We start from the raw sequence: 16276 nt of genomic DNA, 5'->3' as shown, positions 1-16276 counted from the left end.
ATAATGCAGGTGATCCAATGAAGGGAAAATTATTGATTATACTCCTGATATTGCTTTCTCTTACAGTGGCAGGGTGTGTCGATGACACCGATACCACAACAGAAGAGAATGCATCCATGAACGACTCAATGAATGAAACTGTTTCAGATACCACAGAAAATGTTTCAGAAGAAGAAGAAGCTACCTCTGAAGAAACAATTACTGAAGAAGAAGATGAGAAACTGGAAGTCATCGAATCAGAAGGTCCAAAAACATATACAATATACATGAGGAACTTCAATGTACAACCACATAACCTTACTATAAATGAAGGAGACACTGTTATCTGGTTCAATGATAATGACCCGGTAAGAACTTTTACACTTGTAAGCAATGAAGGTCTATGGGAAAATACAAGCATAGTGAACAGAAGGAATTTCATTTACACTTTCAATGAGAGTGGAACCTATACCTACAAGGTAAAAACATGGGATGCCATGAAGGGAACCATTATTGTTAAATAAGAATGTATCTTCAGGGAACCGGATGAAAGTAAGATCCGTTAAAGAAGGAGACACAGAGGTCCTGGTTCCCGTTCCTGAAGAAGGGGCTAATTTTGCTCCTTCTGCAGCACCTGTTTTTTTTAATCCTGTTATGGAGATGAACCGTGATATCTCCATAGCTGCAACGTCTGCTTTTCTGAAAAGAATGGAACCTGACCCTGAGAAAAAAATCACTTATGTTGATGCACTGTCAGCTTCAGGTGTGAGGGGATTAAGAGTATCCAATGAAATAGGTATTCATACCACCCTGAACGACTGGAGCGAAGACGCCTTTGAGCTTATAAAACAAAACATTGAGGAACTAGATATTGGTGACCATACATTTTCAAGCCATAAAAATGCCAATGTACTACTCCATGAAAAGCATTTTAATATTGTTGACCTTGACCCTTTTGGTACACCTGCTCCGTTCCTTGCGGCTGCAGCCCGTTCAGTGATAAATCTGCTGGAGGTTACAGCAACCGATACAGCACCTCTTTGTGGCGCACATCTTAACTCGGGAATACGCAAATATGCAGCAGTTCCTTTTAATAACGAATATCATAGCGAAATGGGAGTTCGTATCCTTCTTGGCAAAATTGCAAGAGAACTATCAATGTATGATAAGGCCATGGTTCCCCTTTTATCCCACGCTACACGGCATTATGTGCGGTCTTATCTTAATATCAGAAGAGGGGCAAAACAGGCAGACAGGATGCTTAAAAAACTTGGATTCATTTCCCACTGTGAATGCGGACATCGGGAAGCTGTATACGGACTTGCCGTTCACATTGATGACACATGCAGCCTATGTGGAAAGAAAAATACTATTGCAGGGCCTTTGTGGCTTGGAGAATTACATGATCCACAATTCTGTAACGAGACCATAGAAGAACTGGAAATGAGAAACTGCGGAACTAAAGAAATGTCTATCAAAATGCTTGAGTTCTGTCGGGACGAACTTGATATTCCAATGTTCTATGATCAACACTTGATATGTAAAAAACTTGGAGTTTCTGCCTCAGCTATCGACACACTAATAACTGAGCTCAGGAAAAATGGGTTCAATGCTTCCAGGACACATTTCAGTGGTACTTCATTTAAAACGGACGCAAAACTACCGGATGTAGAGAGACTCATCATTGATATCCGATAGAAATATATAGTATTTTTATTTTAATGATATATATTATAATATATAATTCAAGGTATTATGATGTTTTTTAAAACAAGGGTACTCAACGCTATATTAGAGGGGAAATCGTATGACTAAAGAATATGCTGAACAACTTTTTTTGCAGGAAAAACCAACCCTTGCCCTTCTGGCTATTTGGTCCTTTCAAAAAACCTATGCATCGGTGATCACTAAAGAGATAAATTCCACGTTTGCTCACACAACCAAAATACTGTCAAAAATGGAAGAATACGGACTTGTTCAATTCTCTGTTGAGGGACGTGTTAAATATGTGGAACTTACAGATCACGGTTACAGGGTTGTGGAAGCTCTTAAAAATCTGATAATGGCAATAGAAGGTGAATCACCTGAAGATTCACATGACCAGGATATTGATGGAGTCAGTGACCAGGAATCAATGGAGTCAGAAGAAGACAAAAAAGTGACCCTTGATCATATAGACAGGCTGCATCAGCAAATAATGACCACATATGCCGATCTTTCGGAAAGTAACGCAGAATTGCAGGTCATGAAAATGAAAATAGGTCCTTTCAGCAGAGATATCCAGTTACTCTTAAATTCAATAGAAGAGAATGAAGAGCTCATTGATGACGAGGGGCTGGACAAGCTTACAGAGATACAGAATATCTTTGACCTTGTGATGAAACAATAACTGAAAGGATAATAAAATGGTCACTTCAAAACTATTGATCAAGATCTACGGCAACAGGGAAAGAGCAACTCATTCTGCTGAAGTATTGATAAATAATGAAATTAAGGAGCTTGATGCTTCTGCTGAATTCTCGGTAAGTGATGATAACTGGCTTACTGTTGATATTACCGGAGAGGATAATGAGTTTGCTTCCAATTTCCTTGTACAGAAATATGGAACACCTGTTAAAGAACTTTTAAATAATGAGAGTTATCACGGATTAATACGACAGATACATGATGAGGAGATTGTTGTTGATGTCGGAGTTCTTGTGACTCTTCCCCGAAAAAATCTTACTGTTCTTGGAAACGGAACAGCAAAACAGATAGCTACCCGTTTTGGAATAATAGGCCATATGCCTGTAAAGATCAAAATCACTGATGAAAATAAAAATGAAGGGGTTTTTACCAAAGAACAGGCAGACCAGTGGTGGAGCTGGAAGAAATCCGATCAGGATAGAGTAATTGCAAATTCGGTTACAAGGTCCGAACTTAAAGCAGCAATCAAAAAAACAGGCCATTCCAGGGACATTTATGGAATTGAAAGACTTGGGCTTATGGAACACATGATAACATGCAGGGAAAATACTGATGGGCCGGGTATTGTTGCTGCAATAGGAAAACTGGTAAAAGGTGAGCTTGGAGTTATTAGGACTTCGAATTAGTATTCGTAAGTAATAGTGTTAAAACTATAATTTTATCATCTTGAAAAGGCAGGAATCGCAATTATCGTCGCATTGACCGATCATTTGCATTACACATTCCCCGCCCATTTTTGCCCTGAATACACCTTCAAAGACACCCTGGGCAAATGAGCATAATGTCTTTTCCTTAATGGGAATGGAACGGCAATCAAAAAAGTTATGAACAGCAAGCTTTATGGGATCAGTTTCAAGGATTGTAAAACTCCCAATATCATTTTCTTCCCAGAAATCCAGCATTTCCTGCAGAATTCTTTCAGGTTCATGTGAAGCAATATTTCTCGACAGACTGTTACCAACATCATTACCTATCTTACGCATGATGGGGTCACAATTGACACCATGTGCCCTGAAACCATATTGTACCGCATGAAAAAGACATTTAAGACAACCAAATGAATGCACTTCAGGAGAAGCTATAAGATCCAGCATTTCAGTATAGTGTTTCATTCCCGGTTCCTGGGAACATGCCACATACTGACACCTCAGAAAATAGACTTTTTTTCTTTTATCACTTGGATCAATTGTTTCTTCAAGGAGATTCTGGCTTTTCAGATCATTCAGATGAACAGAAATGGTAGATTTGGCCTTTCCAGTGTGGTGCACTATCTCATCAAAAGATTTACAACCGGATTTGAGAAAGTCAAGTATTTTAATCTTTACAGAACCATTAAGAGCAATAACTCCAATATCAGTGGAAAAAATAGCTGTGTTGTCTCCGTTGTTCATGCAATTATGAATAAAACGACAATGTATTTAAATGTTCGCTATGAAACGAATGAGTTATAAACAGTATTTAAAGCCTTGATTTGTGTTATGGATTATAATTCACCAGATGACAGAAAAAGTGCTTACAACCTGATAAAAATGAGAAAATGTATCCGCGTACCAATAAAAAATGCAGAAAAAGTGAGAATTGAACTGGCAGACTCAGGGAGACTTGATCAAGAGCGCAAGATAAAAGTCATTGACAAAGGCCAGCTTTTGCTTGAGATACCAGTAACAGAGAACATTGAAGGTTTTAAAACATATATTCAGGAATCTCCTGAATTTTACAAAAAATGGCAATCTCTGGAAGATACACTAAGAGATGATATTTCCGCAGATGAACTTGAGAAACTCCCGTCCGGATGGCATATTATCGGAAAAGTCATAATTGTCACAATAGACCCCTCCATAGATCATCTTAAATTAATGATTGCTGAAACTTTGCTCAGAATGTACCCTTCATGCAATACAGTTGTGCGTGACCTGGGGATCAGCGGTCAGTTCAGACTACCGAAAAGAGAGATCCTTATTGGAAATAACACGGAAACCATTAACAAAGAACATGGTTGCCTATTTAAGCTGGATGTTACGAAAGTGATGTTCTCCAAAGGTAATCTTCACGAGAAAAAGCTTATGAGCAAGATCGGTATGCATGAGACAATAGTCGACATGTTTGCAGGAATCGGTTATTTTACGATTCCCATGGCAGTTCACGCAAAACCTGAGAAGATCATTGCAATTGAGATCAATCCTGAATCCTGCGGATACCTGAAAAAGAACATAGCCCTGAACAAAGTGGAACACATTGTTGAAGCACGAAATGGAGATTGTGCGGAACTGGCACCAAAGGGAGTCGCTGACAGGGTTCTGATGGGATATGTGAACACCACACATCATTATCTTGACTCAGGAATTGCTGCACTGAAACCAGAAGGTGGAGTTATCCATTATCATGAAACCACACCTGAAAGTCAGGTATTCTCAAGACCAATCAAGAGAATAGAAAATGCAGCTCTGAAAGCCGGAAGAACTTTTGAAATACTGGATTGTCGTAAAATCAAAAAATATTCTCCGGGCGTCTGGCATGTGGTTGTTGACGCCAGGATCTCTTAAAGCTAAAGAAGTGAACTACCTCGAAGCTAAAGACTTCGTGGCTTCCTGCTTCTTCGCTTTCTCTCATGAGAACAACTCCACAGGCCCTTCCCGTTGTCCCAACGGTGTTTGAATTAGTTGAAGTTATAGTCACTTGGTTTTCGTAACTATATATACTTAAAAGAACACAATATTATTTAAATGTTGTTTCGTTATTGGACGCTTACATCCCCTTGGCTAAAGACCAAGGGGTTTTACGCTCCATTTATAAAATTAGTTTATAGTTTTTTGATCTCGTTTGTCATATCTGCATCAATGATGTAATCGAAATCTATCAAGTCAGGCCAATTGCAGCCTATGAGCATTGACTGGAAGCAGACACCTATTATCAGCTTTTGTTCAGCATCTTTCAGCAGTTCATCAACAAGCTCTTTCATCTTTGCAGGATCAACGCCTATCTTTGGCATTGCGAGCCCTCCGAGAAGAACAACAGTATCTGCAGCAGGGTCTGTTGTAGCACCAAGTTGCATACCATGCGATGATGAGACTATCTTACGTGCTTCATCTGAACGCAGATTAGGGAGGAAAACCATCTCCTTGTCTGTTCCTCTCATGACAAATGCCATAAGCTCGGCAAATGGTGTGCAAAAACCAACAGTACCGATAAAAGTGATCCTTTTTGAATCTTTTACAAGTTTCCTGAATTCTGTAAGCTGTCCACCGATACCTTTTGAAGTACTTATGATATCCATTACTATCTCCAAAAGGAAAAAAGTAATACAACCTTTAAGGTTGTATCGGTATTATTTGAGTATGTCAGAGATATAAGTCTGAGTCTTAAGTTCAGACCTCTTTTATGCCGAAGGATTCCAGGAGAATACCAGGGTTAATCCTTCCGCTTGTGAATGACTTCTTACTCTTGACATCATTCACTGTTATCTTGGCTGGTGCGAACATTCCTGCGTCAACCTTGAAGAAGTCAAACTCTGCTTCCTTGAAGGTTGTGTAGAATGGTTTACCGAAGTCCCTTGAGGTTGTGGACGGAGCCTTCTTGACAAGCTCTTCAAGCTTCTCGACATCTCCGTACTCAACGGTGTAGTAAGTCTCACCACAGTAGATGATACAGTCATTGGTTGAACCCATGCACTTTGTGTCATCACCGACTACTGGTGCGATAGGAGCAACACCGAAACCACTCTTGATTGTGTTGATATCGTAGCCAATTGACTCAAGCTTGTGGATACCGGTCTCGACTATACGTGCTGAGATCTGTACACTTCCTGCAATTGATGCTGTTGGTGCTACAGCAATGTAAACGTTCTCAGGGTCGACACTGCAGTGCTTTGCAATGTATTCGACAACCTCTTCATTTGGTAATGCACTTGATTCCATTACAAGAACAGCGAATTCTGAGTCATCCTTGTAGCCTATTTCTTCATACAATTCTTTTGGCTTAAGACCCAGTGCCCTTGCAGGACCTGAACCCATACCGAAATATTTACCGACTGCAATTCTCCAGCCTGCGTATTGGGATGCCATACATGCGACAGTTGGATGGTCTGTTGCTACCTGAATAGCTGGTACCGGAAGACCATCCAGATCGAACTTGGTGTAGCTGATGTCTGCAAGATCTGCAAGACAGAGACGGGACAGATACATACCTGCATCATAACCACCTTCTATATTCACACCACAGTCAATGACGGTAGCGCCGTTCTCAAGTTCCATGGACTCGACTTTCAGTTCTTCTTCCCAGTCAAGCATTTCATCGATTATAGCTAATCCCTTTTCGTTGACACTTATCACGTTTATCACTCTTAACCTGTTAATCGGGTGACATTAGGCACTGGAACATATATATTTACCGTCTTTTCAGGCAATAAATACGCTCAATTAGCTACCTATGGTATCACTCACTGCTGGCTAATATGAAAATATATGATATGAAAGTTGTGATTGATATTTTCCATAATAGCAAGTCAAAAATAAAAGACTATAATCATAAATGTTTTTTCAGCGTCATCCAGAATACACTACCCTGTCCTTCAGGGTTGTCATCAACATCAATGACCTCCATGTGAAGATCCATAATTCTTTTGACAATAGCAAGACCAATGCCTGTGCCCCGTATATTTTCCTTATGGAGCCTCTTGAAGCGTTCAAAAACAGAAGCCTTACTTTCATTTGGTATACCATCGCCCTGGTCAGTAAAACTTATTCGCCACTTGTCTTCGATATCCATAACATTTATTGTAATGGTACTTCCATCTGGACTGTACTTTATTGAGTTGGATAGCAGGTTTACAAAAACTCTTTCTATCATGGGATTTGCAACGGCATAACAATCCTCATCCATCTTCAAATTGATATTGATACTTTTTTCCCTTGCACTATGAGTAAACTCACTAACTACATCTTCAATCATTGAATTCAGATTGACCTTAACAAAACTGATATCATCAACAGATTCCAGTTTGGCAAGCTGGGCAGCATCTTCTATCATGGACACAAGCTTTTCAGTTGCTTCATTTACGTTGTTCAGAAGATCTTTTTTTCTGTCATCCGTTTCAATTTCGATAAGCAGATCGACAAATGATTTAATAAGACCTGCAGGATTAAGCAGATCATGCCTCATGACATCTGTAAACAGATCTTTGAGATCGTTTGAGCGCTCCAGCTGGTCAGCATACTCCTTTAGCTGTTTTTCAGCCTCTCTGATCTCAGTTATGTCTTCTCCGGAGATCAGAACACCAACATTATTGCCAAAATCATCTTTCAATGGTGAATCATACCATCTGAACAGGCGTTCCTCACCCGTACTTATGATAACAGGGAACTCACTGTATTCATAGGGCTTAACATCACCAGAAACAATACCATCATAATGAGATCTGATCTCACTTACATAATCACGCGGAATAAATTCCTCTATCCATTCCTTGCCAACTATTTTATCAGGAGTGTATCCAAGAAAATCAGAACCTTTCTTATTTATCGTTGTTACTTTAAAATCAAGGTCAAGAACAGCTACTAAAATTCCTACATAGTCCAGATAATAATATGCCTTGTTCTTCTCGGTTAACAGATTGTCATGATGCTGTTTTATCCTTAGAAGAGAATCAATCTTCTTTTCAAGTTCGAACTTTCCTACGGGTTTTTTGAGAAAATCATCTGCACCAGCTTCGATTCCACGCTGATGGTCTGCTTTGTCGGTCAGAGCAGTTACCATGATAATTGGCATGAAATCCATATTGAACTCGTTGCGTATCACACGACATACATCATACCCATCCATTTCAGGCATCATTACATCCAGAAGCATCAGATCGGGGCACTCATCTTTGACTTTTTCAAGAGCATCTTTTCCGTTATAGGAAGTCACAATATCATAATCGTCCCCAAGATAAACAGATAATAATTCCACATTCAGCGGTTCATCATCAACAATGAGAATCTTATACTTCGAAGTTGTCATCTAACTCACAATATAATTGTGCATTTATATAAAGATGACTAATTATTTCTATGTTATTCCAGCACCCTGAGAAAAATAAAAAAAATTTAGATTTTTGTAAATAATTGTTCACCACAGAAAAGGCAGAATTTAGAATCACAATTGAATACTAATAAACAAAAAAACTTTAAACAGGAAAAATTAATGGCTTTATATGGAATATCCTGAATGGTTAAACAGAGAGGAATATCCTTTTAAATCTCACTTTTTCAGAACAGATGCAGGCAACATGCATTATGTTGATGAGGGAAAGGGCAATCCTGTGGTGTTCATACATGGTAATCCATCATGGTCTTTTGAATTTAGAAACCTCATAAAAAACCTTTCTGAAACACATAGATGTATTGCAGCAGATCACATAGGATTTGGATTATCTGACAAAACAAAGGATTTTTCATATTTACCCAGGGATCACGCAAAAAATCTGGATAGCGTCCTTGAGTCTTTAGATCTGCATGAAATTACGCTTGTATTTGGAGATTGGGGCGGACCGATCGGACTTTCCTATGCAATGGATCATCCTGATCGTATCAGGAACATAGTAATTACCAATACATGGCTCTGGTCTGTAAGCTCTGACTGGTATTATCAGGCTTTCAGTAAATTCGTTGGTGGACCCATAGGCAAATGGCTCATCAAAAACTACAATTTCTTTGCAAACAATATCGTTAGATCAACTTTTGGAGACAAAAAAAGACTTACACCTGAAATTCATAAACATTATCTAATGCCCTGGAACAGTCCGGAAGAAAGAAAAGGATGCTGGGTATTTCCAAAAGAAATAACCGGTTCATCGGAATGGCTCAGGACTTTATGGGACAGACATGAAACATTAAGAGACAAAAACATTCTCATTGCGTGGGGAATGAAAGATATTGCTTTCAGGGAGAAAGAACTGAACAGATGGATACAGACATTCCCTGATGCAAAAATTATACGTTTTTCCGATGCCGGGCATTTTGTTTCGGAAGAGAAGCCTGATGAGATTGTTAAGGCTATTAAAATGCTTGCCCAAAAAAATAAACATTCAAGTTCTCAATCTTAAAACTCATCGTCCTGAGCATAACTTCTTCCAAGCTTCAGGGCAAGTTCCGCTTTTTTGAGTTCCTGTCCAAGATAAGCCGCATGCTCCATCCTTGAAACCAATTCCATATTAAGAATAGTATCCATAACTTCCCTGGCATTTTTTCCGACAATCGATACACTATCATGTTCAGCAAGGATACTTCCGTCTTTCAGTCCAAAACGGTCAGGAATTATGCTAATCCTGATGCTGCCTTTGGGGTCAACAGTCCACATCTTATTTTTCTCAGCATTGACAAAAAGATCCGGTAGTACAGAATCTGTACGTCTTCTTTTTTCCTTGATTTCTATCAGGTCGATTCCCAGATCCTTTGGCGAACTTTCACGCTCTTTTGCCAATATCATCATCTGGGATGCCCTTTTAAGTTCATTAATGGAACCCTGAGTTTTATTACTATATTCCGGAGTGAAAAGAATGCTTGCACCTACCTCTGCACCGATTCCACAAAGAGTTGCATTAACGCCTGTTGAATCCACATCTATGAGTTCTGTAACGTTACCTATTCCATAGAAAACCGGGATATCAGGGTTCTTTTCATGGAATTCCATGTACCCGACAATAGAACTGGCAATTCCATGACCTATCGGATCAAGAACAGGGTCTGCAATTAATTTTTCAACACCTGCTTTGCGGGCAAGTTCAATATTTTTCATCAGACTGTCGTAGCCTCCGCCCTGATCAGGTATCACAACAGCAGGAATCCCATGGGCTGCTATTTCAGAAGCAATCTCTGAAATATTGCTACCATCAAGACTGAGCACCATATCAATGCCACAATTGAGGGCTTCTCTGATGAGTACAGGATCAAGAGTATCGATACTTAACGGAAGATCAGTAGTCCTGCGTGCAATATTAATAGCTCGCTTCACATCATAGGGACCTGCATGCAGGGATGCACCGAGGTCGATCATATCGGCACCTTTCATTTCAAAGCTACGGATACGAAGTTCCAGTGCTTCAGGGTCAAGACCTGTGGCATCAACAACCTCTGCAAGTACCTTCATACGGGAACTGCCACCAATCTTCATTCCTCGCAATTCCAGTGGACAATCGGCAGCATTCTCAAGTTCTTCAATTTTTTCAATAGCCATAGTACGCCTTACGTCTGCCAGAAGCTCACAGGCCGGGATCTCTGTTGAGAAATCCATTGTTTCTGTGAATGGAAGTATAAAATCAAGATCATAGGCATGTTTAGGACCAAGTCGTATCTTGCAGTCTAATTCCTTTTCTGCCTTTTCAAAATTACCGGAAACAAGACCTGATATAAATATCAGATCATAATCGAAATTTGAACTATCGTCTTTGATGGCTTTAAGCAGTTTGCGAGGGGTGATGAATGCGGCTATCTGAGTGTCAGCCACAAGTATATCGGCACGGTCACCAACCGCATCCCTTACAGTCTGTTCAGCAAGTCTGCCCGTAGCTATCAGTATTTTCATGAATGGAAATAGCAGTGAAAGTAAAAAAGAATATCTGCTGATTTTAATAATCATTAAAATTAGCAGACCCGGCATATTGCCGGACTGATATTAGTTAAAACTGATCAGTGAATAATGTCAATGATTGATCCGCCGTTGCTCTTTGACTGAATTGGCTCAACAACGGAGCGACTGACCTTGTTCACAGATGTGCTTGCGCGTCTGTATGCACGTGGTGTTTCTTCCCTTGCCGGAACGGCTTCACTTTCATAAGACATGCTGCTCTGTGGCTGTCCGAGTATCTGTGCTGACTGTACACCAGTCATGATAGCCATTACACGCACCTTACCTTCGTATTCATTGCTGATGCGTGCGCCCCAGATGACATTGGCACTGGATGAAAGTTCATATGTGAGTGAAGCAGCGATCTCCTCGGCTTCCTTAAGACTGAGGTCAGGTCCGCCTGTGATATGTACAAGACTGCCTGTTGCACCTCTGTAATCCACATCAAGAAGTGGGTGGTTGAGTGCTGCACGAACCACATCATCACTCTTGTCCTGGTTCTTGCTCTCACCAACAAGCATTACTGCAACGCCACCACAGCTCATGATAGCTTTGATGTCAGCATAGTCGATGTTGATAAGTGAAGGCTGTGTGATCGTCTCAGTGATTCCCTTCACGGTCTCGGATATTATCTGGTCCATTACTGAGAATGCCTGATCGATAGGAAGATTTGGTACATATTCAAGTAGTCTGTTGTTGTCAAGTACGATAACAGTGTCTGCGGCACGGCGGAACTCTTCAAGTCCTTCCTCTGCCTTGACTGCCCTTGCCCTCTCAACCCTGAAAGGACTTGAGACCATACCAACTACAATTGCGCCCTGTTCGTTTGCGATCTCAGCTACTACAGGAGCGACACCCGTACCGGTTCCTCCTCCCATACCTGCTGTAACGAAAACAAGATCAGCGTCCTTGAAGATCTCTTCAAGGGTGCCGCGGGCAAGCTCTGCTGCTTTTGCACCGATTTCCGGGTATCCTCCTGCACCAAGACCGCGGGTAAGTGTCTTGCCCACGAGAATCTTCTTGTCTGCACGGATGAGGTCAAGATGTTGCTTATCAGTGTTGATAGCTACTGTCTCAGCACCCTCAATACCCATATTGTAAAGTCTGTTGATAGTGTTATTACCTGCACCGCCACAACCAACGATCATAATCCTTGGCTGACCAAGAATATCGAATTGATCATCGTTAACTGCGATTGACTGGCGGTACGCTTTCTCTTTCTCTGTGTGTTTTAAGGCTTCCTGAACTATTGACTGCACTTTCATCCCCTCACGGATTTAGTAACATTACGGTATAGTGTTCTGGTTTTTGGTTGTTGCTCGTATTTGTACTGTAACCATTCATCAACGTTTATCAACGTTTTGTAATTCTGTAATTGCTATATTTCCTTTATGGTTTTTATACTTATCCTTTTATGCAAGTTTGAAACATCTTACAAAATAGGACCCGGAAAGCTGGCAAACATTAAATAGTACATTTGAATATAGGACTATATAAATTTAACCTGCTTGATTTTTATATTTATTATCTTCATATAAATAATAGTAACAGTATTCACCATAAAATCATGCCCAATCTGTTATATACCATTTTTATCATTTATATGACAAAGATATATACCGCTTAGAGAGAATAAAAGAAACAAATCAAGCGTATCTTGAAAACAGCTAATTATTTACTTCAACTGAAATCACTAAATGCCGGAGAGTTTTTTTGGACGGAATATACATTGGACTGGCAATTCTTTTGCTTTACTGGATGGCAGTCATAATACTCGACAGAAAAGGAATACTTGAAAAATACAACATCAGTGCCTATGGCCCTATACTCATGATAAGGACAACCAAAGGACTGAAATTGCTGGATAAGCTGGCAATCCCGAAAAAAGCATGGCGGATCTATGCTGATATAGGTATCAGATTGATGTTTGTAGGGATGATAGCAATGTTAATTGTTGTTATCCTTTCGGATATTGCAATGATAGCATCATACGGAACGAATACAATGCCGGAACCAAGTAAGTTCAACGAGGCAAGGAACATATTCCTTATACCCGGTGTCAATGAGTTCATTCCACTGACATGGGGTGCCATTGCATTGCTTGTAACTCTTGTAGTTCACGAATTCTCTCATGCAATACTTTGCCGGGTGGAAGATATCAGGGTAAAATCCATGGGAATACTGCTGGCTGTTGTACCTATTGGTGGCTTTGCAGAACCAGATGATGAAGAGCTCTTTGGAAAACAGGAAGAAGAAGAACTTGATAATGAAAATGACCCTTACGGCGACAAACGGCTTGGAATAGTAGTAGACAGTTCAGAAAAAGAAAAACCTACCGTAAAGAATGATAAGATAGCAACCCGAACCCAGAGGGCAAGAATACTTGCAGCAGGCGTAATGGCAAACTTCGTAGTTGCTTTTCTTGCCTTTGCATTGCTCTTTGGTCCTGTACTGGGTTCATTGTCACCTCTTGGAGATACAATGATAGTTGGAGTTTCTGAAGACAGTGTTGCGTATCAATCGGGTATACGGGAAGATATGATTATAACACAAATGGATGATACAAAGATCTCCAATGTAAATGAGATGCTTGACTATCTTGAAGGTCGTGACCCGGGCACATCTGTGATAGTTCATGCAGCCACTGATCGCGTGGTTTCGAGCTATGAACTTGAGATCAGCGATACGAACATTGACCCCGAGGGCGTTCTGATTCAGAATATTGTTGAAGATCAACCTGCAGAAGCAGCAGGAATGGAAGAGAATACACGCATTCTCTACCTTGATGAAACTCCCATTTACACATATACAGACTTCAGTGAGTTTCTCAGTGAAACCGTACCAGAACAGGAAATCTTAGTAACGGTTGGAAATGAGAATGGTGATATTACCGAACACACTGTCACACTTGCAAAACATCCTGATTATGAAGGAAGAGGTTTCCTTGGAGTTATAACCTCCTCTACAGGAGGAGAAGTAGCTACATCACTTGGCTTTTCAGTCGGTGAATACCCGGCAGCCGAATATCTGGAATTACTTAAGAACATACCGGGCATGCTCGGAGGACTTGCAGGATGGTACATTATCCTTGTACTGCCTATAAGCGGATTTGCCGGAGAGGGATTCCCGGGATTTAGTGAAACACTTTCCCAATTCTATGTACCTATAGGATGGGCAGAGCCTTTTGGAATCGGAATTTTCTGGCTTGCAAACACTCTACTATGGGTTGGCTGGCTTAACTTCTATGTAGGATTGTTCAACTGCCTGCCTGCAGTACCTCTTGACGGAGGACACGTTTTCAGGGATTACATGAATGCATTCATTTACAAAATAACAGGAAATGAAGAAAAAGCAGAACATGTTTCAGCATTGGTATCAGCCACATTTGCAATGATGATACTGTTCTCTTTCATCTTCATGGTGATAGGGCCATATCTGGTTCATGGATTCTGAAACTGATGTGAAATTAGATCAGATAATACACATAGAGGAAGGAAGATGAAAAGAAGACACCTATGGCATAAAACGCTTCTCAAATCAGTCCTTGGAGCAGTTGCCATAATAGTTGTGTACATGCTTCTTTTCCTGGAAATAATGATCTATGAAGGTCAGACTGAATATGTCACTATCCATGATGCCTTTTACTGGGTGATAACTACCCTGACAACAGTAGGATACGGTGACATAATAATGACCTCGCCTATCGGAAAAATGTATTCAGTTTTTGTTCAATTGACAGGCATCCCCCTTGTATTCGGAATTCTGTTCACCCTTATCATAATTCCCTGGATGGAAAAAAAGATCCAGTCCAACATTCCTTCCAGAGCTCCAAAAAAGCTCAATGATCACATAATCATCTGTGGGTATAACAGGCTCATTGAAACACTTATTGAGGAGCTGAAGGAAAACGATATTCCATATATCCTTGTTGAAGAAGAAGCAGAACTTGTAATGGAACTGCTCAAAAAGAATATCCATGCAATACATGGACTGGTAAGTGAGGAAGACACACTTAAAAATGCCCACATAAAAGAAGCCCGTTTCCTTATAGCAAACAGAAGCGACGAAATGAATGCTAATATTGTGCTCACAGCACGAAATATCAGTGATGTTAATATCATTGCAATAGTTGAGGACAGGGCCAACAAAAAGTACCTCAAATACGCCGGAGCCACAAGTGTTGTTTCGCCAAAAGAGCTTTTTGGAAGATTCATCGGAAGAAAAGCAGCAGATCCGTTTGTTAACAGGCTGACAGGAGCAACTGAGTTCTTTGAAGGAGTGAGCATAGTTGAGTTACCTATCTATCCTAGAAGTCCTTTGATAGGTAAATCAATGAAAAATGCAGCCATCAGAGAGAAAACCGGTGCAAATGTTGTTGGCATGTGGAAAGGCGGAACCCTGACATTTATAATAGGACCTGATGAAACTATAAAAGACAATTCAGTACTTCTTGCAATCGGCTCCAATGAACAGCTTTCAAGACTCAAGAAACTTACACAATCATCGGAGTGAGTGATGTGAAAAATACAGGACATCAGGATCATCTTGTAATTCTGGGGTGTGGAGATGTTGGAAAACGGGTTGTGGAAACCCTGAATTATGCGAACATAAAATTCGTTGTTGTTGATTCCCAGATACAATCGTTTGAAAATGTGGAGCATGAGCACGTTGTTGGAAATGCGACCGAAGAAGAAGTATTGATCCAGGCAGGCGTACCTCAGGCATCCACAATAATAGTTACCCTTAACGATGATACCGATGTAATGTTTGCAACACTAATTTCGCGTGGACTGAACCCAACATCAACTATTATCGCCAGGTCAAATTCCTACAAATCCATAGACAAGATATATAAAGCAGGCGCCGATTACGTTGCAGCATTACCTATAGTTGCCGGTCAGATGCTTGCAAAAATGACATCCAGATGTATTGATGTCTCATGCAAGAAGATGGACGAGGATATCATGCTCTATGAAGGTGTGGATATTGAAAAACATACTGTTACCAAAGATGATGATCTTGCAAACAGAACAGTGGCTGATATAGGCTTAAGACACAAGGTTGCCTGCACAATCCTGGGAATAGAAAGAGAAGGAAAAGTAATCACTGACATACTGCCATCAACAAAAATACTTAAAGGAGACATTGTTGCGATCGTTGGCGGAAAGGAAGAGATATCCCGATTCAAGGAGAAGTATGTAAAGTGAAATTATGGATTTCTACATGGATC

At 40.3% G+C, this 16276-nt stretch carries 16 protein-coding genes; 10 read left to right on the top strand and 6 right to left on the bottom strand.

Annotated features, from left to right (window positions below):
• Positions 1–17 precede the first annotated feature (17 nt).
• From J2746_RS10925 to J2746_RS10910, 4 genes are all read left to right on the top strand, one after another.
• A complete protein-coding gene (locus J2746_RS10925; RefSeq protein WP_209620569.1) occupies positions 18–503 on the top strand; it encodes a cupredoxin domain-containing protein in 486 nt (161 codons plus the stop codon).
• A gap of 22 nt (positions 504–525) precedes the next feature.
• The gene (locus tag J2746_RS10920) at positions 526–1677 is read left to right on the top strand and encodes a tRNA (guanine(10)-N(2))-dimethyltransferase (RefSeq protein ID WP_209620567.1); all 1152 of its coding nucleotides are present in this window, start codon (positions 526–528) and stop codon (positions 1675–1677) included.
• A gap of 109 nt (positions 1678–1786) precedes the next feature.
• Positions 1787–2368, top strand: a complete 582-nt coding sequence (locus J2746_RS10915; RefSeq protein WP_209620565.1) for a MarR family transcriptional regulator — start codon at positions 1787–1789, stop codon at positions 2366–2368.
• A 16-nt stretch (positions 2369–2384) separates the two neighbouring features.
• Complete coding sequence (locus J2746_RS10910; protein WP_209620564.1) at positions 2385–3071, top strand: DUF2110 family protein; 687 nt, start codon at positions 2385–2387, stop codon at positions 3069–3071.
• A 24-nt stretch (positions 3072–3095) separates the two neighbouring features.
• Here the strand turns inward: J2746_RS10910 and msvR are convergent, their stop codons facing one another.
• Entirely contained in the window at positions 3096–3836 is a 741-nt protein-coding gene (gene msvR, locus J2746_RS10905; protein WP_209620562.1) for a transcriptional factor MsvR, read from the bottom strand.
• An 87-nt stretch (positions 3837–3923) separates the two neighbouring features.
• Here msvR and J2746_RS10900 point away from each other — a divergent pair, with 87 nt between their 5' ends.
• Together J2746_RS10900 and J2746_RS14900 are read left to right on the top strand one after the other, a co-directional pair.
• Entirely contained in the window at positions 3924–4988 is a 1065-nt protein-coding gene (locus J2746_RS10900; protein ID WP_245250108.1) for a class I SAM-dependent methyltransferase, read from the top strand.
• Positions 4969–5100, top strand: a complete 132-nt coding sequence (locus J2746_RS14900; protein WP_280921238.1) for a hypothetical protein — start codon at positions 4969–4971, stop codon at positions 5098–5100. Before J2746_RS10900 ends, J2746_RS14900 begins: the two co-directional genes overlap by 20 nt.
• A gap of 145 nt (positions 5101–5245) precedes the next feature.
• On the opposite strand, the gene J2746_RS10895 is transcribed toward J2746_RS14900, so the two are convergent.
• The 3 genes from J2746_RS10895 to J2746_RS10885 all read right to left on the bottom strand — a co-directional run bounded on the left by J2746_RS10895 (position 5246) and on the right by J2746_RS10885 (position 8442).
• Positions 5246–5719, bottom strand: coding sequence for a DUF2124 domain-containing protein (locus J2746_RS10895; protein WP_209620561.1), 474 nt, complete (start codon positions 5717–5719; stop codon positions 5246–5248).
• Positions 5720–5810: 91 nt separating this feature from the next.
• Entirely contained in the window at positions 5811–6773 is a 963-nt protein-coding gene (gene mch, locus J2746_RS10890) for a methenyltetrahydromethanopterin cyclohydrolase (protein ID WP_209620559.1), read from the bottom strand.
• Positions 6774–6966: 193 nt separating this feature from the next.
• On the bottom strand, positions 6967–8442 hold the full coding sequence (locus J2746_RS10885; RefSeq protein WP_209620557.1) for a hybrid sensor histidine kinase/response regulator: 1476 nt from the start codon (positions 8440–8442) through the stop codon (positions 6967–6969).
• A gap of 193 nt (positions 8443–8635) precedes the next feature.
• Between J2746_RS10885 and J2746_RS10880 the strand changes: the two genes are divergently transcribed.
• Positions 8636–9526, top strand: coding sequence for an alpha/beta fold hydrolase (locus J2746_RS10880; RefSeq protein WP_209620555.1), 891 nt, complete (start codon positions 8636–8638; stop codon positions 9524–9526).
• On the opposite strand, the gene J2746_RS10875 is transcribed toward J2746_RS10880, so the two are convergent.
• Entirely contained in the window at positions 9523–11004 is a 1482-nt protein-coding gene (locus tag J2746_RS10875; protein ID WP_209620552.1) for a dihydropteroate synthase-like protein, read from the bottom strand. The genes J2746_RS10880 and J2746_RS10875 overlap by 4 nt on opposite strands.
• Positions 11005–11108: 104 nt before the next feature.
• Positions 11109–12305, bottom strand: a complete 1197-nt coding sequence (gene ftsZ, locus J2746_RS10870) for a cell division protein FtsZ (protein WP_209620549.1) — start codon at positions 12303–12305, stop codon at positions 11109–11111.
• Between the two features lie 454 nt (positions 12306–12759).
• On the opposite strand from ftsZ, the gene J2746_RS10865 reads away from it, so the two are divergent.
• The 3 genes from J2746_RS10865 to J2746_RS10855 are packed head-to-tail and all read left to right on the top strand — an operon-like array spanning position 12760 to position 16253.
• Complete coding sequence (locus tag J2746_RS10865; protein ID WP_342451838.1) at positions 12760–14499, top strand: site-2 protease family protein; 1740 nt, start codon at positions 12760–12762, stop codon at positions 14497–14499.
• A gap of 45 nt (positions 14500–14544) precedes the next feature.
• Positions 14545–15558: a potassium channel family protein gene (locus J2746_RS10860; protein WP_209620547.1), complete on the top strand. Its 1014-nt coding sequence runs from the start codon at positions 14545–14547 to the stop codon at positions 15556–15558.
• A 5-nt stretch (positions 15559–15563) separates the two neighbouring features.
• Positions 15564–16253: a potassium channel family protein gene (locus tag J2746_RS10855; RefSeq protein ID WP_209620544.1), complete on the top strand. Its 690-nt coding sequence runs from the start codon at positions 15564–15566 to the stop codon at positions 16251–16253.
• The last annotated feature ends 23 nt before the right edge of the window (positions 16254–16276 follow it).

Origin of the sequence: Methanolobus bombayensis (genome assembly GCF_017873415.1) — an archaeon.
Taxonomy (GTDB): domain Archaea; phylum Halobacteriota; class Methanosarcinia; order Methanosarcinales; family Methanosarcinaceae; genus Methanolobus; species Methanolobus bombayensis.
This window is presented reverse-complemented; position numbering and strand designations above follow the sequence as displayed.